22 protein-coding genes are annotated in these 22,963 nt (G+C 62.7%); 20 read left to right on the top strand and 2 right to left on the bottom strand.

Going from position 1 to position 22,963, the window contains the following annotated elements; all coding sequences use genetic code 11:
- Positions 1 to 134 precede the first annotated feature (134 nt).
- From FB009_RS05900 to FB009_RS05875, 6 genes are all read left to right on the top strand, one after another.
- Positions 135 to 899 (top strand): FadR/GntR family transcriptional regulator, encoded by a 765-nt coding sequence (locus FB009_RS05900; RefSeq protein ID WP_018210241.1) that lies wholly within the window; start codon positions 135 to 137, stop codon positions 897 to 899.
- A 63-nt stretch (positions 900 to 962) separates the two neighbouring features.
- On the top strand, positions 963 to 1,868 hold the full coding sequence (gene kdgD / locus FB009_RS05895; protein WP_018210240.1) for a 5-dehydro-4-deoxyglucarate dehydratase: 906 nt from the start codon (positions 963 to 965) through the stop codon (positions 1,866 to 1,868).
- 75 nt (positions 1,869 to 1,943) lie between these two features.
- Positions 1,944 to 3,452, top strand: a complete 1,509-nt coding sequence (locus FB009_RS05890; protein ID WP_018012251.1) for an ABC transporter substrate-binding protein — start codon at positions 1,944 to 1,946, stop codon at positions 3,450 to 3,452.
- Between the two features lie 75 nt (positions 3,453 to 3,527).
- Entirely contained in the window at positions 3,528 to 4,442 is a 915-nt protein-coding gene (locus tag FB009_RS05885; RefSeq protein WP_024311398.1) for an ABC transporter permease, read from the top strand.
- Positions 4,443 to 4,454: 12 nt separating this feature from the next.
- On the top strand, positions 4,455 to 5,372 hold the full coding sequence (locus FB009_RS05880) for an ABC transporter permease (protein ID WP_018210237.1): 918 nt from the start codon (positions 4,455 to 4,457) through the stop codon (positions 5,370 to 5,372).
- Positions 5,369 to 7,018, top strand: coding sequence for an ABC transporter ATP-binding protein (locus FB009_RS05875; protein ID WP_018210236.1), 1,650 nt, complete (start codon positions 5,369 to 5,371; stop codon positions 7,016 to 7,018). The genes FB009_RS05880 and FB009_RS05875 overlap by 4 nt, the downstream gene beginning before the upstream one ends.
- A gap of 130 nt (positions 7,019 to 7,148) precedes the next feature.
- Here FB009_RS05875 and FB009_RS05870 read toward each other — a convergent pair whose 3' ends face one another.
- Positions 7,149 to 8,348, bottom strand: coding sequence for a diaminopropionate ammonia-lyase (locus FB009_RS05870; protein ID WP_011969965.1), 1,200 nt, complete (start codon positions 8,346 to 8,348; stop codon positions 7,149 to 7,151).
- 103 nt (positions 8,349 to 8,451) lie between these two features.
- Between FB009_RS05870 and FB009_RS05865 the strand changes: the two genes are divergently transcribed.
- Entirely contained in the window at positions 8,452 to 8,937 is a 486-nt protein-coding gene (locus FB009_RS05865) for an Lrp/AsnC family transcriptional regulator (RefSeq protein ID WP_011969964.1), read from the top strand.
- An 11-nt stretch (positions 8,938 to 8,948) separates the two neighbouring features.
- Here the strand turns inward: FB009_RS05865 and FB009_RS05860 are convergent, their stop codons facing one another.
- Entirely contained in the window at positions 8,949 to 9,833 is an 885-nt protein-coding gene (locus FB009_RS05860) for a LysR family transcriptional regulator (RefSeq protein ID WP_011969963.1), read from the bottom strand.
- A 189-nt stretch (positions 9,834 to 10,022) separates the two neighbouring features.
- On the opposite strand from FB009_RS05860, the gene FB009_RS05855 reads away from it, so the two are divergent.
- From FB009_RS05855 to FB009_RS05795, 13 genes are all read left to right on the top strand, one after another.
- Positions 10,023 to 11,195, top strand: a complete 1,173-nt coding sequence (locus FB009_RS05855; RefSeq protein ID WP_024311400.1) for an NAD(P)/FAD-dependent oxidoreductase — start codon at positions 10,023 to 10,025, stop codon at positions 11,193 to 11,195.
- Positions 11,192 to 11,449 (top strand): 2Fe-2S iron-sulfur cluster-binding protein, encoded by a 258-nt coding sequence (locus FB009_RS05850; protein ID WP_011969961.1) that lies wholly within the window; start codon positions 11,192 to 11,194, stop codon positions 11,447 to 11,449. The genes FB009_RS05855 and FB009_RS05850 overlap by 4 nt, the downstream gene beginning before the upstream one ends.
- Positions 11,442 to 12,803, top strand: a complete 1,362-nt coding sequence (locus FB009_RS05845) for an FAD-dependent oxidoreductase (protein ID WP_018210234.1) — start codon at positions 11,442 to 11,444, stop codon at positions 12,801 to 12,803. The genes FB009_RS05850 and FB009_RS05845 overlap by 8 nt, the downstream gene beginning before the upstream one ends.
- Before the next feature lie 55 nt (positions 12,804 to 12,858).
- Positions 12,859 to 14,346 carry an ABC transporter substrate-binding protein gene (locus FB009_RS05840; protein WP_024324403.1) on the top strand — a complete coding sequence of 496 codons (1,488 nt, stop codon included), beginning with the start codon at positions 12,859 to 12,861 and terminating at the stop codon, positions 14,344 to 14,346.
- The gene (locus FB009_RS05835; RefSeq protein ID WP_011969958.1) at positions 14,339 to 14,527 is read left to right on the top strand and encodes a hypothetical protein; all 189 of its coding nucleotides are present in this window, start codon (positions 14,339 to 14,341) and stop codon (positions 14,525 to 14,527) included. The genes FB009_RS05840 and FB009_RS05835 overlap by 8 nt, the downstream gene beginning before the upstream one ends.
- Positions 14,514 to 15,947: an amidase gene (locus FB009_RS05830; protein ID WP_024324402.1), complete on the top strand. Its 1,434-nt coding sequence runs from the start codon at positions 14,514 to 14,516 to the stop codon at positions 15,945 to 15,947. The genes FB009_RS05835 and FB009_RS05830 overlap by 14 nt, the downstream gene beginning before the upstream one ends.
- A gap of 16 nt (positions 15,948 to 15,963) precedes the next feature.
- Positions 15,964 to 17,451, top strand: coding sequence for an ABC transporter substrate-binding protein (locus FB009_RS05825; protein ID WP_024324401.1), 1,488 nt, complete (start codon positions 15,964 to 15,966; stop codon positions 17,449 to 17,451).
- A 76-nt stretch (positions 17,452 to 17,527) separates the two neighbouring features.
- Positions 17,528 to 18,448, top strand: a complete 921-nt coding sequence (locus FB009_RS05820) for an ABC transporter permease (protein ID WP_024324400.1) — start codon at positions 17,528 to 17,530, stop codon at positions 18,446 to 18,448.
- Entirely contained in the window at positions 18,448 to 19,416 is a 969-nt protein-coding gene (locus tag FB009_RS05815) for an ABC transporter permease (RefSeq protein ID WP_011969954.1), read from the top strand. Before FB009_RS05820 ends, FB009_RS05815 begins: the two co-directional genes overlap by 1 nt.
- Positions 19,413 to 20,399, top strand: a complete 987-nt coding sequence (locus FB009_RS05810) for an ABC transporter ATP-binding protein (RefSeq protein ID WP_018210230.1) — start codon at positions 19,413 to 19,415, stop codon at positions 20,397 to 20,399. Before FB009_RS05815 ends, FB009_RS05810 begins: the two co-directional genes overlap by 4 nt.
- Positions 20,396 to 21,379, top strand: a complete 984-nt coding sequence (locus FB009_RS05805; RefSeq protein ID WP_024324399.1) for an ABC transporter ATP-binding protein — start codon at positions 20,396 to 20,398, stop codon at positions 21,377 to 21,379. Before FB009_RS05810 ends, FB009_RS05805 begins: the two co-directional genes overlap by 4 nt.
- Complete coding sequence (locus FB009_RS05800; protein WP_018012263.1) at positions 21,376 to 22,104, top strand: sulfite exporter TauE/SafE family protein; 729 nt, start codon at positions 21,376 to 21,378, stop codon at positions 22,102 to 22,104. Before FB009_RS05805 ends, FB009_RS05800 begins: the two co-directional genes overlap by 4 nt.
- A gap of 7 nt (positions 22,105 to 22,111) precedes the next feature.
- The gene (locus FB009_RS05795; protein ID WP_018210227.1) at positions 22,112 to 22,870 is read left to right on the top strand and encodes an SDR family NAD(P)-dependent oxidoreductase; all 759 of its coding nucleotides are present in this window, start codon (positions 22,112 to 22,114) and stop codon (positions 22,868 to 22,870) included.
- The last annotated feature ends 93 nt before the right edge of the window (positions 22,871 to 22,963 follow it).

The following is a 22,963-nucleotide window of genomic DNA, read 5'->3' as shown; positions in this document are numbered from 1 at the left end:
TCGAAGCCTCGCGAGATCAGGATTATTTGGCACCGGATTGCGCGCCGCCCTGTTTTTGTGTACCGCATCTGGAAATAATCCCATAAGATGACTTTGATGAGATCGCAGTAAGTCGTAATATGAATTAGAGTGGTATGGGAGCTTTCATGCCGGGCACGAGAAAAGGGGGCGGTCGCCGGTCGCTGTCCTCGCAGGTGGCAGACGCCATAAGGACGCAGATCGAGGCGGGATATTATGCGCCGGGCGACAAGTTGCCGACCGAGCCGGCCTTGATCGACAAGTTCGGATTCAGCCGAACCGTCGTGCGTGAGGCGATCGCTGCACTTCGGGCCGATGGCCTGGTGGAGTCGCGGCAAGGCTCCGGGGTCTTTGTAATAGGGCCGCGACAGAGCGATCCGGGCATGAAGCTCTTTACCGGCGAGACGGACAAGATTTCGGATATCATCGAGGAGCTGGAACTGCGCATAGGCATCGAAGTCGAAGCGGCAGGGCTTGCCGCGGCGCGAAGTTCACCAGCGCAGGAAGCCGAGATTCAGGCCCAGGTAGAGCGGTTCGCCCATCTCGTCGCCGAAGGGAGGCCGACGGACGAAGCGGATTTCCAGTTCCACATGGCGATAGCGACGGCCACGAACAATGCCCGGTTCCGCACTTTTCTGGAGCATGTCGGGCGGCGCATGATTCCTCGCGTGAAGTTTCGGACGGTCATGGGTGGCGTCGATCCGTTGCCGAATCGGGACGAGCCCATTCTTCGGGAGCATCGCGAAATCGCCGAGGCGATCCTGTCGCGGGATCCGGACCGGGCGCGGGAGGCAATGCGCCGGCATCTGGTCACCGGGATCAAACGCTACCGATCGCTGACAACCTGGCGTCAAACCGAAAAAGCCGACGAGGTCGGTTGACTCATCTCAAAAGTCATCATATGAATTCTCCATCTTAAAGCTCGTAGCGCGGGAGGGAATTCATTGTCGCCTGAAGAAATCAAGTCGCGTGTCGGTTCGGGGCTCTTGTCCTTTCCGGTCACGCACTTCACGTCGGATTACAAGCTCAATCTCGAAAGCTACCGGCGTCATGTGGAGTGGCTTTCGGGCTTCGGGGCCGCGGCCCTGTTTGCCGCCGGCGGCACCGGCGAGTTCTTTTCGCTCTCGCCGAATGAAGTGGGTGAGGTCACCCGTGCGGCGAAGGACGTATCGGGCGAGGTGCCGATCATTGCGGGTTGCGGCTATGGCACGTCCCTTGCGGTCGAGACGGCGAAAATAGTCGAGGCGGCGGGCGCCGATGGCATTCTCCTGCTGCCGCACTATCTCACCGAAGCGCCGCAGGAAGGCATCTACGCTCATGTGAAGGCCGTCTGCGATTCAACAGGTCTCGGGGTCATTCTCTACAACCGCGCCAATTCCATCGCGAATGCCGACACGGTTGCGCGCCTGGCTGAGGCCTGCCCCAACCTGATCGGCTTCAAGGACGGTACCGGCAAAGTCGACCTCGTGCGCCACGTGACGGCCAAGCTCGGCGACCGGCTCTGCTACATAGGCGGAATGCCGACCCACGAGCTCTTCGCAGAAGGGTTCAACGGCGTCGGCGTTACCACCTATTCGTCGGCGGTGTTCAATTTCGTGCCGGAGCTGGCACAGCGCTTCTATCGGGCAATGCGGGCCGGCGACAAGGCGGTGATGGAAGGGATCCTTCAGACGTTCTTTTTCCCGTTTGCAGCCCTGCGCGACCGCAAGGCCGGTTATCCGGTCTCCATCATCAAGGCGGGCGTGGAGCTTGCCGGCTTTGCGCCCGGCCCGGTGCGCCCGCCCCTGGTCGATCTGACCGGCGAAGAGCGGGAGATATTGCAGGGGCTGATAGAAGCGTCGCGCAACTGAGAACAAGCATAAGGCAGGCGCCAGGAGGATGGCGCCCGCCTTCGATCGTCGTTGTTTTAACTGGGGAGGAATGCAATGGGAAACAAATCTGTTCGCGTGATTGCGGGCGCCATGGTGGTCGCCGGATGGGCCGGCTATGCCGCGGCGCAGAATGCCTCGGAAATCAAGATCGTCCTGCCGGAACAGCCGGCCAATCTCGAGCCCTGCGGTACCATCATCACCAATGTCGGCCAGATACTGAGCCGCAACGTGGTCGAGCCGCTGACGATCATCGATCCGAAAAGCGGCCAGCCAACATCCGGTCTTGCGACCGAGTGGAAGCAAACGGATCCGAACACGTGGCAGCTCAAGCTGCGCGAAGGCGTCAAATTCCAGGATGGTGCCGCCTTCAATGCAGAGGCGGTCAAATTCTCGATCGAGCGCATGACCGGCGGCAAGCTGACCTGCAGCAACATTGCCAAATTCGGCAATGCCAAGCTCACCGTCACGCCGATCGACGACCTCACGGTCGAGATCAAATCGGATACGCCGCAGCCTATTTTGCCGACGCTGCTCAGCGTGGTCATGATCGTCTCGCCGAACACCCCGGCGGACAAGGCCGTGAACGATCCGGTCGGGACCGGTCCTTTCAAGCTCTCGAGCTTTACGCCACAGACTGTCGTGCTGGAAGCCTTTGACGGCTACTGGGGCGAGAAGCCGGCCATTGCCAGGGCGAGCTATGTCTGGCGCCCGGAATCCTCGATCCGTGCCGCCATGGTGGAGACCGGCGAGGCCGATCTGACGCCGTCCATCGCCATCCAGGATGCCACCAATCCGGAAACGGACTTCGCCTATCTGAACTCGGAGACGACAGCGATCCGCATCGATGCCGGGTTCGCTCCGCTCGACGACGTGCGGATTCGCAAGGCGCTGAACCTTGCGATCGACTGGGATGGTCTTGCGCAGCTTTTCGGCGAGGACGTGCAGCGTGCTTCGCAGATGGTTGTCACCGGCATCAACGGTCATGACGACAAGCTGGCGCCCTGGGCCTTCGATGCCGAAAAGGCCCGTGCGCTGATCGCCGAGGCCAAGGCTGCGGGCGTACCGGTCGATACCGAAATCGAACTGATCGGCCGCAACGGAATCTATCCCAACGGTACGGAAGCCATGGAAGCCATGATGGCCATGTGGCAGGATGTCGGTCTGAATGTGAAGCTGACGATGCTCGACGTGAACGATTGGCTCCGCTACCTGCAGAAGCCTTTCCCGGAAAGCCGCGGGCCGAACCTTTTGCAGATGATGCATGACAACAACAAGGGCGACGCCGCCTTCACCGTTCCGATCTTCTATACGTCGGGCGGAAGCTACTCGACCTTCAACGATGCGGCGTTCGACAAGGAGATCGCCGATGCCATGGCTGCCACTGGCGAGGACCGTACGGCCAAGTTCAAGGCGATCTTCGCGAAGGTGCATGACGAGCTTGCGGTCGATATCCCGATGTTCCACATGATCGGCTACACCCGGGTGGGCAGCCGTCTGGAGTGGAAGCCGGACATCACGACCAACAGCGAGATCCCGCTGGCCAATATCGGCCTCAAGGATTAAGTGCCGCCATCGGGCGAGTGCGCGATTGTTTCGCGCGCTCGCATGAACTGCAAGGGATTCCAGAGGCTCCGCATGATGCTCGGCTATATCGGCCGGCGGGCATATCACAGCGTAATTTCGGTGATCGGCCTGCTGACGCTCGTCTTTTTCCTCACGCGCCTGACCGGCGACCCGTCGGCGCTCTACCTGCCGCTCGACTCCAGCCTCGAGGCGCGCCAGGCCTTTGCACGCCTCAACGGCCTGGACCAGCCGATCTACGTGCAATTCTTCCAGTACCTGCATAACCTTTTGTCATTGGATTTCGGCCAGTCCTTGCGGCAGAACCGGTCGGCGATCGAGGTGGCTCTCGAGGCCTTTCCGGCCACGCTGAAGCTCGCTGTGGTCGCGATGACGCTCTCGATCGCTCTTGCGATCGTCGTCGGCGCGCTGGCCGCTGCCCGTCCCGGAAGCCTGTTCGACCGCATAGCCGGACTCGTTTCCCTGGCGGGTGCGAGCACGCCCGATTTCTGGATCGCGATTGTAGGCATTCTTGTTTTCGCCGTCGGCCTCGGCGTACTGCCGACCTCGGGCACCGGCTCCGGATTGCACTGGATCATGCCGATCTTCGTGCTGATGCTGCGCCCTTTCGGGCTGCTGGTACAGGTGGTGCGGGGCACGATGATTTCGGCGCTCGCCTCCCCCTTCATCAAGACGGCCCATGCTAAGGGCATGAAGCGTCGTAAAATCATATTCGGTCACGCGCTCAGAAACTCGCTGCTGCCCGTCATCACGGTTGCCGGCGATCTGGCCACCGGCCTGATCAACGGCGCTGTCGTCGTCGAAACGATTTTCGGCTGGCCTGGCATCGGCAAGCTGATGATCGATTCCATCATCCAGCGCGACTTTGCCGTGGTGCAATCGACGATCCTCGTCACGGCAATCGCCATTTTCATCGTCAACATCGCGATCGATCTTCTCTACGCAGTGCTCGATCCGCGCATCCGCTACTGAGGGAGGGCGACAATGACCGAACTGGCATTGCCATCCGTAAAATCGCCCGGTGCGCTGCGGCAGCTTGCAATCTATCTGACCCGCGACAAACTGGCGCTCTGCGCAGCCGTGTTTCTGCTCGTCCTCATCGTCTGCGTCCTCGTCGGGCCGCTCTTCGTCGGCGAACTTGCCGGCAAGCTCGGGCTCAGGCAGCGTAACCTGCCGCCTTTCGCACTGGAACACGGCTTCATCTACATTCTGGGCGCTGACACGCTTGGCCGCCCGATCCTGGCGCGTCTGATCGTCGGGGCTCAGAACACGCTCGGCATTGCCGCCGCCGCCGTCTTCTGCTCCATGGCTGTGGGCGGCACCCTCGGCCTCGCCGCCGGCTATTCGGAGCGCTGGTACAGCCATGTCATCCTTCGCCTTGCCGACGTGGTGATGAGCTTTCCCTCGCTGCTCCTTGCGCTGATCGTGCTCTACACGCTCGGCCCCAGCATGACGAACCTGGTGATCGTACTGGCCATTACCCGCATGCCAATCTTTATCCGGACGGCACGCGCCGAAGTGCTCGAATTGCGGGAGCGCATGTTCGTGAGCGCTGCGCGCTCCATGGGTGCGGGGTCGGGACGCATCCTCTTCCGCCACATCGCCCCGCTCGTGCTGCCCACGCTGGTGACGATCGCCGCGATCGATTTCGCCACCGTCATTCTGGCCGAATCCTCCTTGAGTTTCCTCGGGCTCGGTATTCAGCCGCCGGATTTCACCTGGGGCGCCATGGTCGCCAATGGCCGCGGCTATCTGAAAACGGCCTGGTGGATCGCTTTCTGGCCGGGGCTCGCCATCCTGCTGACGACCCTGTCCCTGAACATTCTCGCCAGCTGGGCCCGGACCGTTGCCGATCCGCTGCAGCGCTGGCGTCTGCAATCGCTGCGAAAGGCTCCGCGATGACTGCGTCGGACAAGCCAATACTGCGTATCGACGGCCTGACGGTGGACTTCCTGTCCGAAGGTGATCCGGTGCGCGCCGTGGACAATGTCTCGTTCGATGTCTGCCCGGGCGAGACGCTCGTCATCCTCGGCGAGAGCGGATCGGGCAAGAGCGTCAGCACCGGTACGGTGATGGGGCTGATCGATTGCCCCCCGGGCGACATCGTTTCGGGCACCCTGGTATTCGACGGGACCGATCTTTCCCGCCTCGACAACGAAGGCAGGCGTGAACTGAACGGTCGCCGTATCGCCATGATCTTCCAGGACCCGCTCGCCTATCTCAATCCGGTCTATACTGTCGGCCGGCAGATCGCCGAGGTTTTCGAAAGCCATGGCGCAGGCGAGGGCGGGGCGATGCGCGGAAGAGTCGTGCGCCTGCTGGAACGGGTTGGGATCCCGGAAGCGGAAACGCGGGTCGATTACTATCCGCACCAGTTCTCCGGCGGACAGAGGCAACGCGTGATGATCGCGATGGCGATTGCGCTCGAACCGGACATTCTGATCGCCGACGAGCCGACCACCGCGCTCGACGTCAGTGTCCAGGCGCAGATCCTCGACCTTCTGCGGGACCTGCAGCGCGAAACCGGAATGGCGCTGATCATGATCACCCACGATCTGGAGGTCGCCGCGGCCATGGCGGACCGGATCATCGTGATGAATGCCGGCAAGGTGGTGGAGAGCGGCAGGGCCGAGGATGTCTTCACCAATCCGCGCCACAGCTATACCCGCCGGCTGATGTCGGCGGTGCCTCATGGCGACCCAAAGAAGCGAAGCCGGCCTGTCGAACAGGAGGTCCTGCTGCAGGTCGCCGATCTGAGCAAGCACTATAAGCTCGGCTCCGGCCCGTTTGCGCCCAAACGCGAGTTCAAGGCAGTCGACGATGTGAGCTTTACGCTTCGTCGCGGCGAAACGGTCGGCATCGTCGGAGAGTCCGGTTCGGGTAAATCCAGCATTGCGCGCATGCTGCTGAGGCTCAACGAGCCGACATCGGGCTCGGCGCTCTTTGCCGGCGAGGACATCTTCAAGCTCGAGGGCAGGGCGCTCAACGGATTTCGCCGGAAAGTGCAGATGGTGTTTCAGGATCCGTTCGGCTCGATGAACCCGCGCATGAACGTCCGTTCGATCATTTCAGAACCCTGGGCGATCCACCGGGATATCCTGCCGCGCCAACGCTGGAACGAACGGGTCGTTGAACTGCTGGAGCTTGTCGGCCTGAAGCCGGAGCATGCGGAGCGCTATCCGCATCAATTTTCGGGCGGGCAGCGGCAACGCATCGCCATTGCCCGGGCGCTCGCCAGCGAACCCGAGCTCATCGTCTGCGACGAAGCGGTCTCGGCGCTCGACGTGTCGATCCAGATGCAGGTCATCGAACTCCTGGCCGATCTCCGCCAGCGCCTCGGCCTCTCCTACATCTTCATCACCCATGATCTGCCCATCGTGCGTCAATTCGCAGACCGGATCCTGGTGATGCAACGAGGCAAGATCGTCGAGGAGGGTGAGACGGAAGCTCTTTTCGTCTCGCCTCGGCACGAATACACGCGAGCCCTGCTGAACGCCGTCCCCCAACCGAAATGGCTGCAGCGCGATCCGACCCCGCTCGCGGGGTAGGAGGCTTGAGCGGGAGAGAAAGCGTGTATGCGGATTCTCCCCCGCATCCGCTCCAACTTATTGTGGTCTCAACAAAGGTAGCCGTTCTCGTCAGGTCGATCGATTTCCGGCCTCTCTCCGCCGAGGGCGCTCACATCCTGGTCTTCGTCGCGATCGCTGCCGGCGAAGCCCCGACGATCTCCTCATATTTGCCGGGGTCGGTCGCACCTTCGGTGTTGACGAGGAAGATGCGCGAGTGTCCATCGATTCGCAGTGCAGCCCTCATCTCCGGGTCGGAAGCCGCCTTCAGCAACCCTGCGAGACCAACCCCTCCGCTCTCGCCGGCCACGATCGCCGGATCATCCGCCACCGGATCGGCGAGCTGCCGCATGGCCGAAATTGCGTCGTCTTCGTCCACCGTCATGAAGGCATCGGCAGCGCGCGCGAGAATGCGCCAGGCCAGCAGCGAGGGGGTGTTGCATTCGAGCATCGCCATGACGGTCGGTTCGCCATGGGCAATAGTCACCGGACGTCCCGCGCGCGCCGTCTCGACGATGCAGGCTGCGCGGGCAGGATCGACCACCGTGAAGGTCGGACGCCTGGCGCCAAGCTCGACCGCCAGATGCCCAGCCACAGCCGCGGCAATTCCGCCAACGCCCGACTGAATGAACACATGCGTCGGCGGTTCCGGCATTTGGCGCAAGGATTCGCGAACAAGCGCCACGTAACCCTGCATGACCAGGCCCGGGATACGCTCATATCCCGGCCATGAGGTGTCCGAAACGACTGTCCAGCCATTCGCCTCCGCGACGCGCGAGGATTCGCGCACGGAGTCATCATAAGAGCCATCAACCCCGATTATCTCCGCCCCGAACCGGGCGATCGCGGCGACACGTTCCTTGCTCACACCGGCGTGTACGAAGATCGCCGCCTTGGCCCCGACGAGCTGAGCGCCTTGGGCGACCGAGCGACCGTGATTACCGTCCGTTGCGCAGGCAAAGGTCATGGAACACGCGACCGGGCGGACTTCGGCTGAATACAGTTCGGAAACGTCAACCGCGCGCCCGAGGCTTTCTCCTGCCTCCTCGAGAAGCAGCCGGATCACGGCGTAGGCGCCGCCCAATGCTTTGAAGCTCCCCAACCCGAGACGATAAGCTTCGTCCTTGACGTGAATCGCGCTAACCCCGATCTCGGCCGCCAGCCGCGGCAGGGCCACCAGTGGCGTCTCGGCATGATTTTCACGGAATGAGAGAAACCTCTCGACCTTATTGGCTGCGGCAACACCGAGCGTTTCAGCATCGGCCGGATCGAGTGGTTGCCTGTATTCGGGATGGTTATTGAGCAGAAACATGGTCGCCTCGTTCTTCGATGGGGTAAAAAATATTGCAGTTGAGGTGAAATTTGCGCTGATACTCCCATGCCGTTTTGCAAGTTTGTTTCATCGGAGGGCACAATTGAGCAGATCCGTTCAGCCACCGCAGCTCGATGCTTTCGACCGGAAAATTCTTGCGATCCTTCAACGCGATAACACCACGCCGCAGCGAACGATCGGTGAGGCCGTCAATTTGTCCGCGCCGGCCGTTCAGAGGCGGATCAAGCGGATGACGAAAGAAGGCGTGATCCAGGCCAACGCGGCCATTGTCGATCCCATGGCCATCGGCCAGTCCGTTACCATCTTCGTGGAGGTGGAGGTCATCAGCGAGACGGCTGCGCAGATCGAGGAAGCGAAGAGGGCATTCGCCTCAGAGCCCGAGATCCAACAGTGCTACTATGTCACCGGCGAGGCTGATTTCATTCTCGTGATCATCGTTCCGACGATGGGCGACTACGAGGCACTGACCCGGCGCCTCTTCTTTGGCAACAACAACGTCAAGCGCTTCCGGACGTTTGTGGCCATGGACCGCGTCAAGGTCGGATTGAATATTCCGGTTGAAGCCTGAAAGGCTCTAAGCTAGCGGCCGGACAGCTCGAACTGGCAATGGTTGAAAAGCGCACGGACCGTCTCGCTCTCCCTCAGGAAGTGCGCAGTCCCGAAATAGATCGGGACAGGCGTAAGGCTCGGCAGGTCCACCCGGATGATCGTCTCGTCTTCCGGCCCGGCGGACCAGGACGGCAATATGGAAAAGCCGAGGCCTTCGCCGACATAACGTTTGATGCTGACGCTGGATGATACGGAGATCAGCGGCTCGATAACCGCACCCTTGCGGCCGAGGAAGTCGGTGGCCATGTCGCGTATTATCTGTCCCGGCTCATGTAGGATGAGAGGGCGCCCGCGGACCCATTCGGGGATGTCGGCCTCGGCAGGAGGGGGCCCCCATGACCTCGGGTAGACGAGCGAAAGGCCGTAACGGCCGATCAGCTGCTGGGTCACGACGGGATCGCCGAAATGCCGCTCCGCAATGAAGATGTCGAGGCTGCCCTGGCGGACCAGGGCGGCCAGCGCGGTGTCACGCTCGTAGACCACGAGCTCCACGTCAGGGCGGCTTTCATGGAACTTCCGGACGACCCCCGGGAAGAGATCATGGGATATCCCCTGTGGCATGCCGATCCGCAGCACCGGACGCTGGCTCTCCATCAGTCGCGTCAGACGCGTCAGCATGATGTCGAATTCCGGCCGGATCAACTCGTAGAGCGCCAATCCCCTGGGCGTCAATTCTACCCGCCTTGCGCCGCGCTCGGCGATGACCAACCGCTCGCCGAGGAGGTGCTCCAGCCGCCGGATATGGTTCGCTACGGATGGATGACTGAGATTGAGCTCCCGCGCCGCCGCCGTATAAGAGCCGGTCCGACCGAGCTGGTAGAATGTCTGGACGAGGGAGAGACTGATGCTGGGCAAGTGCGCTTCCTGCGGCTCGTGGGGCGTTTCGCACCCACGACGTTACGGTGAACAGCGGAAAGGTCGCAAGCCATAGCGTTGCAAGTTGTAAGTTTTTTACGAACTCGTGCCTTTGTTCTTTTATCGACGCGCTTTTGCCGGGCGCGCTACGATCTATTCGACATATTCTTTTCAAGGCGTTCGGATCAGGTGCGCGAGCAGCATTCATCACCTCCGGTCATTGTCATCGGTGCGGGCATTGTCGGGACCGCGACTGCGGCGTTTCTTGCGATGGCGGGGACCCCTGTACGGCTGCTTGACGCTTCGGCGCCCGCAAGTGGGGCAACCGGCGCTGCAGATGGTGCAGTGTCGGTGGCGAGCAAGCGGCCCGGCCCGATGATGACGATGGCGCGGGCAGGGGCGGCACTGTACCGCGAACTCGCCGGACAGGGATTGTTTCAGGGCCTCTTCCACAAGCGGCCGACCTTCCTCGTTGCGGCAAGCGACGCGGAAGCCGATGTGCTATCCGACCATTCGAAAGCACTTGGCGAGGTCGGTGCGCCGGTCCGCTGGCTCACCCGCGACGGGGCGGCCGACAGATTGCCCTCGCTCACCCGAAAGGTGGTGGCGGTGCTCGAAGTTGAAGACGAGGGGCACGCGATTGGCTACAGCATAGTCTCGCGTCTGATCTCCGCCGCCCGGCTAAAGGTGGAGCGCTACTGCCCCGTTGCCTCGCTCGAATATGAGGGACGGTCCGGCCGCGTCAGCGGCGTTCGCGTCGGGGGAGCGGTCATCGAAGCCTCGGCGGTCGTTGTCGCCGCCGGAGGCGGAGCGGGCAGGCTGATAGGACTTCCCGATGTGTCGCGACCGCGGCGGGGGCAGCAGTTGGTCACCGAACGGGCACCGGGCCTCAATGCCGCCCTGCCGGGCTCGCTTCTGTCCTGCAGCTATCTCCTTAGCAAGAAGCATGAGGGCGAGAAGGCGGATGCGCGCGGATATGGTGTCGTCATAGATCCGCTCGAAACGGGTCAGTTCCTGATCGGCTCCACACGAGAGGAGGGCCGGACGATCCCCGAGAATGACATCGAAGCGGTAGCGCATCTTGCGGCTTCTGCGCAGGAGATGGTGCCTGCGCTCGGCCAATTGCGCATCCTTCGCTGCTTCGCCGGCATCCGCACCGCGACATGCGATGGCCTGCCGATGATCGGCAGAATGCCTGGTACGGAAAATCTCTTCGTTGCGGCCGGGTTCGAAGGAGACGGAATATGCCTTGGCCCGCTGACGGGCCGGATCATGGCCGATCTCGTCCGGGGAGAGGAGCCCGAGATGGATGTTTCGCCGTTCGATCCGGGGCGGTTCGCAACTGGGAGCATCGCGGCATGACAGCCGTCCGAACCTTTTTCTGGCAGGGTATCGAGGTGCCGTTTCGTGCAGGCGAAAGCGTTGCGGCCGCTCTTTCCGGCGCCAACATCCATGGGTTCGGAAAGGATAATGCCGGTTCGCAAACCCGTTATTTCTGCGGCATCGGTGCCTGCCAGTGCTGTCTCGTGCGCGTGGATGGGCGCACAACGGAGGCCTGCCTCGAACCGGTCCATGCCGGAATGATCGTGACGGCGCTGGAGGACGGGGATGCGTGAGGCTGACATCATCGTCGTCGGCGGTGGACCGGCCGGCGTGTCGGCAGCCGTCGAAGCCGCGAAATCAGGACTCTCGGTGGTGCTTTGCGAGCAGAGGCCGGCGCTTGGCGGCGCCATCCATCGTCAGCCCGCCGAGGGCGCGGCACCGGTAGCGGCTTTGCCGTCGCTTGCGCGCCGCTGGCAGTCTCTGTCAGCGAAACTTTCCGCCTCGCGCGTGGAAGTCCGGACACGCAGGGCATTTGTGGGAATTGACAGCACCGGCGCCGTTCTGATCGATGACCGGGCAGCGGGAAAAGTCGAGGTCCGCCGGCCACGCGCCCTGATCCTGGCCTGTGGGGCTGTGGAGCGGGTGAGGCCCCGGCCGGGCTGGCACTTGCCGGGCGTCGCTGCAGCAGGCGGTCTCCAAGTGATGCTGAAAGAGGGCCGGGTGCCGGAGGGACGCGTCCTGCTTGCGGGAAGCGGCCCTTTGCTGCTCGCACTGGCCGCACAAATGACGGCAGCCGGCAATCCGCCCGTGGCGGTCGTCGAGGAGGGAGATCCCGTTTCGCGGCCCCTGGCAGCGACCCGTCTGCTGACCCATCCATTCATCCTTCCGGATATGGCTGTCCTGATGATGCCGGTCCTTCTCCGCCGCTTTCTGTGGCGGCGCGGCACGCGCCTGACGGAGATTACCCAATCCGCCGACATGCTTAGCGCAAGGCTGCGTGCACCAGACGGACGGGAGGAGCGGTTCGAGGTCGACCGTATCGGGCTTCATGACGGGCTGCGTGCGAACGATTTCGGTCTGACGGCCGATCCCCCGTCAGGGCTCGTCATCTTGCGGGCAGGCGATCTGCGCGAAGTCCTCGGAGCGCATGCCGCCGAAGCGGATGGAGCCGAAGCGGGCCGCGAAGCCGCAGCCCGGCTGGAAGGGCGACCGTCATGCGGCAGCCGGAGCGCCATGCGACGCCACCGCGCCCTGCAGCACAGGCTTTCCCGCATTTTCGCGCCGGCCCAAGGCGCGACGGTGCTGAGGGACTGTCCCGACGAAACCGTGATCTGTCGTTGCGAGGGCCGGACGATCGGCCACTTAAAGGAGCAGCTGGCCGGGCCTGACGCTGTTTCAGCACGAGAATTGCGGCTCAACGGGCGATTCGGTATGGGCGCGTGCCAGGGACGCTTCTGTTCCGAATGGGCGCTTTCCCTGATGTCCGAACTGCGTCGGTCAGCGGGAGTGCCAGCCTCTCCGCCAGACTTCGCCGAAACGGGCGTTTGCCGTTGGCCGTTGCGGCCCGTGGCTCTATCCTCGCTCGCAAACGCTGGCATCTACGATGACACCCGCACAGAACGGCACATCGAAGGAATCTCGGCATGATCGCTTACGCTTTTGCCCTTGGCCTATCGAGGGCGCAAAACAAGGGGGAACACAGATGAACTCAAGAATTTTGGGGCTGGCCGCCGGCCTTGCCGTCCTGTTCGCGTCCACTCTTTCAACTTCGGCATCCTGGGCGCAGTCGATCACCGTCGCGATCGGCTCGGAGCCCTCGACCCTCGACCCTCAGCTCCGCGATGACGGAGGTGAGCGACAGGTCAACGACAATATCTACGAAGCGCTGATGGCGCGCACTGCCACCGGCGAACTCGTGCCGGGCCTTGCCGCAGAAGCGCCGACGCAGGTGGATGCGAGGACCTGGCAGTTCAAACTCCGTGAAGGCATCAAGTTCCATAATGGCGAGCCGTTCAACGCCGATGCCGTCGTGGCCTCGGTGCAGCGGGTGATCGATCCGGCGAACAGTTCGGAGCAGATGGCGTATCTCGGTCCGCTTTCGGGTGCCGAAAAAATCGATGAGCGCACTGTCCGCATCATCACGTCCGCCCCCGACCCGATCCTACCAGCCCGGATGTACTGGCTGAAGATGATCCCTGCCGGCTATTCGAAGGACGCCGCCATCGCTGAGAAGCCGGTCGGGACCGGGCCGTACAGATTCGGCAACTGGGACCGCGGAAACAGTATCACGCTGACCGTCAACCCCGATTACTGGGGTGGTGAGCCGCAGATCGACGAAGTGGCCTACCGCTTCGTTACCGAGGCGGGCACGCGGCTTTCCGGTCTCATGGCCGGTGAATTCGACGTCATCGTCAATCTCCTTCCCGAATTTGCCGGTTCCGTGCCGCAGGCCAAGTCTGTAAGCGGGCTCGATACCTCGGTGATCATCCTCGGCGTAGACAATCCGGCTGTGAAGGATGTGCGGGTGCGTCGGGCGCTCAACATGGCGATCGATCGCGGGAGCCTTGCGGAAAGCCTGTTTGCCGGGAATGCAAAGGTGACGAAGGGGCAACTCGTCCTGCCGGGCGCGTTCGGCTACAACGATGGTCTGGAAAGCTGGCCTTACGATCCAGCCGGTGCGAAAAAGCTGATCGAGGAAGCGGGAGCGACGGGGACGACGATCAATCTCGTGGGCGAGGCGGGGCGCTGGCTGAAGGATCGGGAATTGATCGAGGCGGTTGCCGCCTATTGGACCGAGGTCGGACTGAAGGTGAATGTCGAGATCCTCGAATTCTCGGTCTATCTCGACAGGATCTTCGACATGGGCAATCGGCCTGACAGCTATTTCGTCCTCAACTCGAACGAGCTTTTCGACGCCGATCGTGAAATGGCATTCGCTTACGAACCGGGTCAGGGTGGAGCCTCGAACAGCGACAAGGCGCTAGGCGAGGCAATCCGTGCAGCGCGTTCGGAGGTCGATGTGGAAAAGCGAAAGGCCGCCTATGCCGCCATCACGAAGAAGCTGCATGAGGAAGCCTACGACGTGCCGCTTTTGAACCACCAGGACATCTATGGCATGTCCGAAAGGATGGAATGGCAGCCGCGGGTCGATGCAAAGATCATCGTCAAGGAAATGAAGGTCAATGAATGATGGCGACAAGATCGAGCCGCAATTGAGGGCGGTCTCGAAGGTCAGGTTGCCCGATGGGGCCTCTGAGATCGAGATCGCGGAGTTTGCCCGCGGCCTCGCGATACTCGACGACGTGGCGTTGCGGGCACGCCGTGTCGCCGAAAGGCAGATACAGGACGAAATCGGCCATGACTGTGCTTGAAACCTTGCCGATAAGGAAACTTGCTGCGATGGTTCGGTCGCGGAAGATCTCCGCTGTCGAAGTGACAAGCTATTTCCTTAACCGGATCATGGCCTTCGATGATGCAATCTGCGGGTTCAACGTACCGGCACCCGAGACAGCGATGGAGGCCGCGCGCGACCTGGACAAGCAACTTGCTGCCGGAGGAGAGGCGGGCGCCCTTGCCGGCATTCCGCTCTCGATCAAAGATATAGCCGATGTCGCCGGCCTTCCCTCCGCGGGGGCCTCGGCGTCGCGGGCAGGGCGCATGGCCTCAACCGATGCGACCGTCGTCGCCCGCATGAAGATTGCAGGCGGAATTGCGCTCGGCAAGGCCAACTGCCATGAGCTTGCTTTCGGCGGCCCGTCCTTCGATCTGCCTTATCCGCCGGCCCGCAACCCTTGGAATCGCGACCGCTTTCCCGGTGGATCGTCGAGCGGGTCCGGCGTCACGGTGGCGGCCGGTCTCTGTCTTGGATCGCTGGCGACCGACACGGCCGGTTCGATCCGGCTTCCGGCAACTATGTGCGGCGTCTTCGGCCTGAAGCCCGGTCGCGACACGCTGCCGCTCGACGGCATCGCCATACTTGCGGCCACGATGGACCACGTCGGGCCGGTCGCCCGGACCGCCGACGATACCCGCATCCTCTTCGACGTCATGGCCGGGCGCAGCCCCGGCCCACCGTGCTCGGGGTCCCTGCACGGTTTGCGGATCGGTGTCCCGTCGGATGATTGGGGTGTTGGACCACTGATGCATCCGGATGTGCAGACGGGCCTTGAGGGCGCCATCGACGTCGCCCGGTCGGAAGGCGCGGAGATCGTTCCACTCGAGCTTCCTTCGCTGGACGACTTTCATGCCCCGGCCACCATCCTCATGATGGCCGAGATTGCTGCAGAACATGCCGCTTCCGTCCGTGCGGCCTGGGACAAGTTCGGCGCGATATTCCGTGCTCGCGCCCTTGTCGGCGAAGGGATAACGGCCGAAGACTACCGGCTTGCCGAACGTCTGCGCCCTGTTCTGACGCGGCGGCTCTTCGATGCTATCTCAAGCGTCGATTGCCTGCTGGTCGCCGGCGCGCTCGCGCCACCGGGACCGCTTGCGTCGGTCGATTCCTTCTATTTCATGAAGGAGCCAATTCCGAATATCGTTGCCAATTATACAGGTTTTCCCGCTCTCGCCTTTCCGGCCGGTGTTTCGAGCGAAGGGATGCCGATTGGTGTGCAGATCATGGGCGTGCCGGGCTCGGAGCATCGGCTGCTCGACATTGCCGAGAATTACGAGAGGGCGGATCCATCGCGATTTGCGGCTGGAACTCCTCCGGACTTCGGAAACGCCGCAAGCCTTGCCTTTCCAACGGGGAGCGCCCCGATGGAACGATGGAACCATGTGAAACCTGAATAAGAATAGGGGAACTAAAATGAAGAAGAAGATCCGGAGAATGACTGCCGGCGTTGCGATGCTGCTGGCATCCACACTTGCCTCTTCGCCCGCATGGGCCCAATCCATCACCATCGCCATCGGGTCGGAGCCTTCGACGCTCGACCCGCAGCTCAGGGATGACGGCGGCGAGCGGCAGGTCAACGACAACATCTATGAGACGCTGATGGCACGGACGCCGACCGGCGAACTCGTGCCGGGCCTTGCCGCGGAGGCTCCAAAACAGGTCGATGCCACGACCTGGCAGTTCGAATTGCGGGAGGGCGTCAAGTTCCACAACGGCGAACCCTTCAATGCCGATGCAGTGGTCGCTTCCGTCGCGCGTGTAATTGATCCCGCGAACAATTCCGAGCAGATGGCGTATTTCGGCACGATCAAGGCGGCCGAAAAGGTCGATGACCTGACCGTCAACCTTGTCACGACAGGCCCGGATCCGATCCTGCCTTCGCGCATGTACTGGATGAAGATGATCGCGCCGGGCTATTCCAAGGACGGCGATCTTGCCGGTGCGCCGGTCGGGACAGGCCCTTACAAGTTCGAAAGCTGGAACCGGGGCACGGACCTGAAGCTCGTCGCGAACAGCGAATACTGGGGAGGGGAACCGCAGATCGACGACGTCACTTACCGCTTCGTGACGGAGCCGGGCACGCGCCTTTCCGGACTGCTTTCCGGCGAATTCGACGTGATTACGAACCTTCTGCCGGAGTTCACGACGAATGTGCCGAAGTTCGCCGCCGTTCCTGGCCTCGAGACATCCGTCTTTGTTCTGGGCACGGACAATGAGGTAACGAAAGACCCCAAGGTACGCGAGGCGCTCAACCTCGCCATCGACCGCAAGGCCATGGTCGAGGGCCTTTTCATGGGTTACGCGACGATCGCCAAAGGGTCGCATATCAATCCGGCCGCCTTTGGCTTCAACGAAAAGCTGGAGCATTATCCCTACGACATCGAGAAGGCGCGGGCGCTGATCAAGGAGGCAGGCGCCGAGGGCAAGCCTCTCGTCGTCGTCGGCGAATCCGGCCGCTGGCTGAAGGACCGTGAGCAGATCGAGGCAGTTGCGGGTTACTGGGCCGAGACCGGACTGAACGTCACGACCGACATACAGGAGTTCTCGCAATATCTCGACAGCCTGATGGGCGACGGGCCCCGTCCCGACGCGATCTTCATCGCCAATTCCAACGAGCTGCTCGATGCCGAGCGGGAAATGTCCTTCATCTACCACAAGGACGGTGCTGCGGCCTCGAATTCGGACGCCGAGATGGCCACCTTGATCGAGGCGGCGCGCCTCGAAACGGATACGGCCAAACGCAAGGCGCTTTACGACGAGATCCAGAAGAAGGGGCATGACCTGAACTACACGGTGCCGCTGTTTAATCTTCAGGACATCTACGGAATGTCGGAACGAATGGAATGGCAGCCACGTGTCGACGCGAAGATGATGGTGAGCGAAATGAAGGTCACCGAATAGCGCCGTCCGCAGGAGTTCGCCCCTGCCGCGGGTTCGTTTCGCGGCAGGGGTCGCCTCGATTACAGGAATGCCTCATATGTTGGAATTCATCGTCCGCCGCCTGTTCCAGGGGATACTCGTCGTTTTCGGCGTGACAGCGACTGTTTTCGTCGTGACACGGCTGGTGGGCGATCCAGTCGCACTGATGCTGCCGCTCAGCGCGACGGAGGCGCAACGGGCTGCCTTTGCCCAGCAGATCGGCCTGGATCAGCCGATCGTCACGCAATTCTTGCGGTTCGTCGGGGATATCGCCACACTGGACTTCGGAAACAGTCTTTGGCAGCGGCGCCCTGCTATAGAGGTCGTATTCGAGCGCTTGCCGAACACGCTGCTGCTGATCGCGGCAGGGCTCGGCGCGGCGGTCATGCTATCGATCCCTCTTGGCGCCGTATCGGCGCTGCGGCCAGGCGGATTGGTCGATCGGCTGACGATGTCGGTCGGACTTCTCGGGCTTGCGATGCCGCAATTTTGGCTTGGCCTCGTCGCCATCGTGATCTTCGCGGTCACGCTCAAATGGCTGCCGACCTCCGGCATGGGCACGGCCGCGCATCTTGTTCTGCCTGCCCTGACCCTGTCGCTGACGCCGCTTGCGCGCTTCACGATGATGGTGCGCGCGTCGATGATCGATGAGCTCAACAAGCCCTACGTCAAGACGGCGCGGGCGAAGGGTCTCGGGCTAACGCGGATCCTGCGCGTCCATACCTTGCGCAACATCCTTGTTCCCTTTCTCTCCATTTCCGGATGGGAGCTGATTTCCACGCTCTCCGGCTATACCGTCGTGGTCGAGACGGTGTTCGCATGGCCCGGACTGGGCCTCACGGCTGTGCAGGCTATCCAGCGCGGCGACCTGTTTCTGATGCAGGCCATCGTCTTCGTCATAGCGTTCCTGATCGTATTGATCGGCATCGTGCTCGACATCCTGTCGAAGGCGGTGGATCCGAGGATGGAACTGAACTGATGGCCGCCTCCGATTTCACGGCGTCACTCACGCCACCCATCCCTGCCACCACGAGCGCGCCACGCAGCGCGATCTCGGAACTCCTGCACGACAAGGCCGCCGCCATCGGCCTTGCCTTCATCCTGCTCATTGTGTTCCTGGCCCTGTTCGCTCCCCTTGTCGCACCGTACGATCCGGCCGCGCAGTCGATCATGGCCCGGCTGAAGCCGCCCGTCTGGATGGCGCGCGGCACGTGGGAACACCTGCTCGGAACTGATAATCTCGGCCGCGACGTCCTGTCCCGCATCATCTGGGGCGCAAGGGCGACGCTGACGATCGGCGCCGTCACCTGTCTTCTGGCGGCGACGCTCGGGACAGTCGTCGGCCTATGGGCCGGATTCATCGGGGGGCGCACGGATTCGGTCCTGATGCGTCTGGTCGACATCCAGGTCAGCTTCCCCGGAATCCTTCTCATCCTGCTCGTCGTCGCGGTTCTCGGGCCCGGCGTCTGGACGCTTGTTGCGGTCCTGTCGGTGACGAACTGGATGGTCTATGCCCGGCTGGTGCGCGGCATTGTCTCGTCGACCCGTCAGACCCCTTATGTCGAGGCCGCTGAAGTGATCGGCTGTCGCCCCGCACGGGTGATCTTCAGGCATATCCTGCCGAACATCGTCTCTCCGCTTTTGACGCTTGCGATCCTGGAGTTCACCAATATCGTGCTGGCGGAAGCGGCTGTGTCGTTCCTCGGCTTCGGCGTTCAGCCACCGGCGACCTCGTGGGGCCTCGACGTCGCCTCGGGACGCGATTACCTGTTCATCGCGTGGTGGCTCGTGACTTTTCCCGGCCTTGCGATCGTCGTGACAGTGCTGTCCATCAATCTTTTTGCCAACTGGCTGAGGGTGACGACCGATCCCGAGGAACGCGAGAAGCGTTTTGCGCGCGCCGAGACGGCGAAGCGGCGCCGCGCCCGGCGGAGGGTGGGTGCATGACCATGCCTCTGCTCGAGATCGACAATCTGCATGTCTGTTTCGATACGCGCGCCGGCACCGTTCAGGCCTTGCGCGGGGTATCCCTCTCGGTCGCGCCGGGCGAAACGCTCGGCATTGTCGGCGAGTCCGGCTCGGGCAAGAGCGTGACGGCGCAGGCAGTGATGGGGCTTATCGACGTGCCGGGCCGTATCTCTGGCGGCGAAATTCTCTGGCAGGGACAACCGCTCGCCGGGGTCGATGTCACCCGTGCAGCACGCGGGATCTGGGGCAGGGAGATCACCATGATCTTCCAGAACCCGATGACATCCCTCAATCCGCTGATGACAATCGGCGCCCAAATCGCCGAAGTGGTCGAACTCCATATGGGGTTTGACAGGCGAGCGGCGCGACAGCGGGCGGCGGAACTGCTTTCGGCCGTCGGCATCGCGGGAGCAGAGCGGAGGCTTGGTCAATATCCGCACGAGTTTTCCGGCGGCATGCGACAGCGCGTCATGATCGCCATGGGAATAGCCTGCGAGCCCAAGCTTCTGATTGCCGACGAGCCGACGACGGCTCTTGACGTGACGATCCAGGCCCAGATCCTCGAGCTACTGGCGGAATTGCAGGAGAAGATGGGACTCGCCATCGTTCTGATTACCCACGACCTCGGCATCGTCGCGGGACTTTGTCACCGCGTCGCCGTCATGTATGCGGGCCAGATCGTCGAAACCGGTCCGGTGGATGCGATATTCGAGAATCCATCGCATCCCTACACGCAAGGCCTCATACGCTCGACACCAGGGCTCGATGCTGACGAGGAGCGGCTGACGGCAATAGATGGCGCCCCGCCGGGGCTTTTGCGGCCTCCATCCGGCTGCGCTTTCCTGCCGCGCTGTCCGATAGGCGATGAGGGGTGCCGGGCACCCCAGCGTCTCCGTGCGGTCGGATCAGGCACCGTCGCCTGCCGGAAAGCCGGCGAGCAGGCATGGAGGGAAGCAGTATGACCGCCGCCCCAGTGCTTTCGGTTTCGGGCCTTGCCATCGATTACGAGCTCTCGTCCGGCGGGCTTTTCCGCAAACGGCGGAGCGTCAGTGCCGTCAGTGCCGTCAGTTTCGAACTGGCGCCCGGCGAAACCCTTGGCCTCGTCGGCGAGTCCGGCTCCGGCAAGACGACCGTCGGCCGCGCCGTTCTTCGCCGCATTCCCGCGGCGAAAGGCCGAATAGTCTTCGACGGCGAGGACATCACCAATTTGCAGGGCGAAGCGTTGCGGCGCCTGCGGGCGCGAATGCAAATCGTGCTGCAGGATCCCTATACCTCGCTCAATCCGCGCATGAAGGTGTCCAGCATTGTTGCGGAACCGCTTATCGTTCACGGCCTCGCCGCATCCGCGGAGGAGGCGCGGACCGCCGTTGCCGAATTGCTGGAGCGGGTGGGGTTGCCCGGTGATGCCGCCGATCGCTATCCGCACAGCTTTTCCGGCGGGCAGCGCCAGCGGATCGGTATAGCAAGAGCCTTGGCTTTGAAGCCCGCGCTCATTGTCGCCGATGAGCCCGTCTCCGCCCTCGACGTCTCGGTGCGGGCCCAGGTCGTCAACCTCATGCAGGACCTGCAGCGCGATCTCGGGATTTCCTATCTCTTCATCGCCCATGACCTCGCCATCGTGCGGCACATCTCGCATCGGGTGGCGATCATGTATGCGGGAAGGATCGTCGAGATCGCACCGCGCCAAGCGATCTATGAACGGCCGATCCATCCCTATACGGAAGCGTTGCTTTCCGCGGTTCCGGTCGCCAATCCGAAGCTCCAGCGCGCGCGGCGGCGCATCGTGCCTCCGGGAGAATCGGTCGACATCGCCAACCCGCCAAAGGGCTGCCGCTTTCATCCGCGCTGCCCGCTTGCGAGCAATCGGTGCCGCAAAGAGGAGCCGCAACTCCTGCGCAAGTCAGGCGACCATTTTGCCGCCTGCTGGAATCGTGACGCATGATGGATCTGTTGCTCAGTCCCCAGGGGATAGCCGCGGCCCTCGCGCTCGTTCTTGCCGGCGCCGTTCAGGGTTCCACGGGTTTCGGATTCAACATGCTCGCCGCGCCGATGCTCGCCATCATCGATGCTGCTTTCGTGCCGGGGCCGATGCTGGCCATGGCAATTGCCGTGAGCGCCGGCGGCATGGTTCGGGAATGGCGCGACGTCAGCAGGCAGGATCTGGCCTTCTCCCTGACTGGCCGCCTGCTGGCGGCAGGGGCGGCCGCTTTCTGCCTGCAATTGCTGAGCCCGGATGCCTTCGCGGCCGTTTTCGGCTTGGGCGTGCTCTTCGCCGTGGCGCTTAGCCTTCTCGGGTTGAAAATCGAAACGACGCGCCGTTCGCTGTTCTTTGCCGGGGTCCTGTCCGGCTTCATGGGTACTTTGACCTCGATCGGGGCTCCCCCCATGGCGATGGTTTATCAAAATACCGGCGGGGCGCGCATGCGTGCGACCTTGAACGCCTTCTTTGTCGTCGGCGGCGTCATCTCGATCGCGGCGCTTTTTGTCGCCGGCAGTTTCGGCTCCTCCGACCTCCTTCTCGCGGGGACCATGCTCCCCTTCGCTTTTCTGGGCTTCCTCTTGTCCGGCTGGGGACGGCGGCTTGTGGACCGAGGGCATGTGAAACTCGTGGTTCTCGTCGTCTCGGCGGCTTCAGGCCTTGTCCTGCTTCTGCGCGCATTTTCATGAGGTCGCCATGACAGACGCACCAAGAATTCTCGTTACCGGCGCCGGCAGCGGGATCGGCGCCGCGATCGCGCGGCGTATCGCCGCGCCTGGCATGCGGCTCCTGTTGCACACTGGCGCCAATGTGGAAGGGCTGAGGAAAGTCACGGAGGAGGCAGGCGCAAAAGGCGCCGAAGTCGCCACCGAACTCGGGGACCTGTCCGATCCGGCGGTCCCCGGACGTCTCGTCGAAGCGGCGCGCGCAGCATTCGGTGGCCTCGATCAGATCGTCTCCAATGCCGGCCGCGCGCAGCGATCCACATTCGGCCAGCTGACGGACGCGGACCTGCAGGCGGCGTTCGACATGATGCCGATGGCGTTTTTCCGGCTGGTCGACGCCGCCTTGCCGGATCTTAGATCATCTGCGCAGGCGCGCGTGGTTGCCGTCAGTTCGTTCGTCGCGCACGGCTTCGGGACGAACGGCATGCATTTTCCCGCATCAGGTGCCGCCAAGGCTGCACTCGAGGCTCTGGCCAAATCGCTGGCGGCCCAACTGGCGCCCGAAGGCGTGACGGTAAACTGTGTGGCGCCCGGGTTCACGCGCAAGGACAACGGAGGCCATGCCGCGACGTCGTCCGCAGCCATGGAGAGCGCGCGCGCGGTGACGCCGAATGGCAGGCTCGGTGAACCGGTCGACGTGGCGGAGCTCGTCGCCTTCCTCCTCTCGCCCGGAGCACGCCATATTACGGGGCAGGTCATGCATGTGGACGGCGGATTGCTGCTGCCATAGCCCTGACAGCGCGGGTCTCGCGGTGCCACGCGACGATCAATTCGGGCGGATGGGCAAAAGGGGGCGACAAGGCGTGGCTTGCCCGACAGTGTG

This window comes from Sinorhizobium medicae (assembly GCF_007827695.1).
Classification (GTDB): domain Bacteria; phylum Pseudomonadota; class Alphaproteobacteria; order Rhizobiales; family Rhizobiaceae; genus Sinorhizobium; species Sinorhizobium medicae.
Note: the sequence above shows the minus strand (reverse complement) of the source record. Positions and strands in the feature narration are given on the sequence as shown.

What these genes read in the sequence shown, in the direction of transcription:
- FB009_RS05900 (WP_018210241.1), top strand. Translation starts at nt 135, where the DNA reads ATGGGAGCTTTCATGCCGGGCACGAGAAAAGGGGGCGGTCGCCGGTCG.
- FB009_RS05890 (WP_018012251.1), top strand. Translation starts at nt 1,944, where the DNA reads ATGGGAAACAAATCTGTTCGCGTGATTGCGGGCGCCATGGTGGTCGCC.
- FB009_RS05885 (WP_024311398.1), top strand. Translation starts at nt 3,528, where the DNA reads ATGCTCGGCTATATCGGCCGGCGGGCATATCACAGCGTAATTTCGGTG.
- FB009_RS05880 (WP_018210237.1), top strand. Translation starts at nt 4,455, where the DNA reads ATGACCGAACTGGCATTGCCATCCGTAAAATCGCCCGGTGCGCTGCGG.
- FB009_RS05875 (WP_018210236.1), top strand. Translation starts at nt 5,369, where the DNA reads ATGACTGCGTCGGACAAGCCAATACTGCGTATCGACGGCCTGACGGTG.
- FB009_RS05870 (WP_011969965.1), bottom strand. Translation starts at nt 8,348, where the DNA reads ATGTTTCTGCTCAATAACCATCCCGAATACAGGCAACCACTCGATCCG.
- FB009_RS05850 (WP_011969961.1), top strand. Translation starts at nt 11,192, where the DNA reads ATGACAGCCGTCCGAACCTTTTTCTGGCAGGGTATCGAGGTGCCGTTT.
- FB009_RS05845 (WP_018210234.1), top strand. Translation starts at nt 11,442, where the DNA reads ATGCGTGAGGCTGACATCATCGTCGTCGGCGGTGGACCGGCCGGCGTG.
- FB009_RS05840 (WP_024324403.1), top strand. Translation starts at nt 12,859, where the DNA reads ATGAACTCAAGAATTTTGGGGCTGGCCGCCGGCCTTGCCGTCCTGTTC.
- FB009_RS05835 (WP_011969958.1), top strand. Translation starts at nt 14,339, where the DNA reads ATGAATGATGGCGACAAGATCGAGCCGCAATTGAGGGCGGTCTCGAAG.
- FB009_RS05830 (WP_024324402.1), top strand. Translation starts at nt 14,514, where the DNA reads ATGACTGTGCTTGAAACCTTGCCGATAAGGAAACTTGCTGCGATGGTT.
- FB009_RS05825 (WP_024324401.1), top strand. Translation starts at nt 15,964, where the DNA reads ATGAAGAAGAAGATCCGGAGAATGACTGCCGGCGTTGCGATGCTGCTG.
- FB009_RS05820 (WP_024324400.1), top strand. Translation starts at nt 17,528, where the DNA reads ATGTTGGAATTCATCGTCCGCCGCCTGTTCCAGGGGATACTCGTCGTT.
- FB009_RS05815 (WP_011969954.1), top strand. Translation starts at nt 18,448, where the DNA reads ATGGCCGCCTCCGATTTCACGGCGTCACTCACGCCACCCATCCCTGCC.
- FB009_RS05810 (WP_018210230.1), top strand. Translation starts at nt 19,413, where the DNA reads ATGACCATGCCTCTGCTCGAGATCGACAATCTGCATGTCTGTTTCGAT.
- FB009_RS05805 (WP_024324399.1), top strand. Translation starts at nt 20,396, where the DNA reads ATGACCGCCGCCCCAGTGCTTTCGGTTTCGGGCCTTGCCATCGATTAC.
- FB009_RS05800 (WP_018012263.1), top strand. Translation starts at nt 21,376, where the DNA reads ATGATGGATCTGTTGCTCAGTCCCCAGGGGATAGCCGCGGCCCTCGCG.
- FB009_RS05795 (WP_018210227.1), top strand. Translation starts at nt 22,112, where the DNA reads ATGACAGACGCACCAAGAATTCTCGTTACCGGCGCCGGCAGCGGGATC.